This is a genomic window from Luteimonas lutimaris (assembly GCF_039537065.1).
Classification (GTDB): domain Bacteria; phylum Pseudomonadota; class Gammaproteobacteria; order Xanthomonadales; family Xanthomonadaceae; genus Luteimonas; species Luteimonas lutimaris.
The window spans coordinates 1-2,016 of the sequence record NZ_BAAAZU010000032.1; the positions used below are offsets into that span (position 1 = coordinate 1).

Consider the following 2,016-nt stretch of genomic DNA (forward strand, 5'->3'; position numbering starts at 1 on the left):
CACGTTCACCGCATCGGTGTCCTCGGTGCCCGCCGCCACGTTCGTGATCTGGCGCTCGCTGCCGACATCGCCCACCGACACCGTGTTGTCACGATCGGCATACGAACCGGCACCCAGCGCCACGGAGTTATCCGCATCGGCCGTGGAATTGGCACCCAAGGCAATGCTGTCATCGCCGTAGGCGGTCGAATAAAAACCAACCGCAGTGCTGTTGATTCCGCTCGCCCAGCTCTCCGCGCCCAGCGCACTGGCGCTGTCACCGGCTGCGTAGGCAAAGTAACCCAGCGCGGTGCTCTCGATTCCTTCCGCAGCCGTCAGCGCGCCGACGCCGGTGCTGTAGTCGCCGGACGCGGACGCACCAGCACCGAGTGCGGAGGCTTGCATACCGGTGGCCTGGGTGGAAACGTAGAACCCCAGTCCGGGAATCAGGTCCGCCACGCCGCCAACGGCGACGCTACTTTCGCCGACTGCGGCGGATGACGTCCCTACTGCCGTGCTGAAGTCGCCGACGGCGTTGGACACTGCGCCGAATGCCGCGGCCTGCGCACCGGGCGCATATGCGCCCACGCCCGCTGCCGTCGCCGCGAAGCCGTCCGCGTTGGCGCTGGCACCCAGTGCCGTGCCGCCGACGCCTGCGCTGGTCGCGCCGGTATCGACCGGCTCGCCGTTGAACACGATCAGCGGATCGCCGTTCTCGTCCACCGCGTTGCCGCCCACCGCCACCGCGGCCGGGCCGGTCGCCTGTGCGTTCTGGCCGAACGCGGCGCTGTTCTGGCCGGCAGCCGTGGCGTTGTAGCCCACCGCCGTCGCACCGTCGGCCTGCGCGTTGGCGCCACTGCCGTAGGCCGATGCGCCTTCGCCGTACGCGTTGGTCGCTTCGCCGGCCGCCGTGGCGTTGATGCCATCGGCATATGCACCGTTGCCGTCCTGGTCCGGGTCGTCGGTCGCCGTGAAGAAGTGCGCGGTGTCGTCCGCCGTCTTCGCCACGTCCTGCAGCTGCGACACGTTCACCGCGTCGTTGTCGTCGATGCCGTCGCTGACATTGGTGATGCGGCGCGTAGCCGGGAATCCGCTGTTGCCCGTCCCGTTGCCCACCGACACCACGTTGTCCTCGCTGGCGCGCGAACCCGAGCCCAATGCCACGCTGTTCTCGCCGTTCGACCATGCGCTCGCACCGATAGCCGTAGCGCCTTCCGCATACGCGAAAGTGTCCTGGCCCAGTGCGGTCGCGCCGTCGCTGGTCGCCCAGGCGAACTGGCCCAGCGCCGTGCTCTGGTCGCCCGTGGCCCATGCCGTACCACCCACTGCCGTCCCGTCCTCGCCACTGGCCAGGGCACCGGCACCCACGCCCACCGACGCGTAGCCACTGGCTTCCGAGGATTCGCCCACGGCCGTACTGCTGATGCCGGTCGCCAGGGACTGCGTGCCCACGGCGGTGCTGGAGTCACCAATCGCATTGGCCACCGCACCGAACGCCGCGGCCTGCGCGCCGGGTGCGTACGCGCCCACGCCCACGGCCGTTGCCGCAAAGCCATCGGCACTCGCGCTGGCACCCAATGCCGTGCCGCCCACGCCTGCGCTGGTCGCGCCGGTATCGACCGGCTCGCCATTCATCGTGATCAGCGGATTGCCGTCCTCATCCACTGCGTTGCCACCCACCGCTACCGCGGCCGGGCCGGTCGCCTGCGCGTTCTGGCCGAACGCGGCGCTGTTCATGCCCGAAGCCAGGGCTTGGGTACCGACTGCCGTTGCGCCCTCGGCGATCGCATAAGCGCTGGCCCCATAAGCCGAGGCGCCATCGCCGATTGCTTGCGCGTTCTCGCCACCAGCCGTGGCGTTGATGCCTTCTACCCAGGCACCCATACCATCGTTGTCCGGATCGTCCGTGGCCTTGAAGAAGTGGTCGGTGTTGTCCGCCGTCTTCGCCACGCCCTGCAGCTGCTCCAGGTTCACCGCATCGGTGTCCTCGGTGCCCGCCGCCACGTTCGTGATCTGGCGCTCGGCGCCCACTTCACC

Annotated in this window: 1 pseudogene; it reads right to left on the reverse strand. The window is 69.2% G+C overall.

The window, feature by feature from the left end:
- Window positions 1-2,016: pseudogene (locus ABD679_RS15275) on the reverse strand (ESPR-type extended signal peptide-containing protein); the annotation flags it as partial.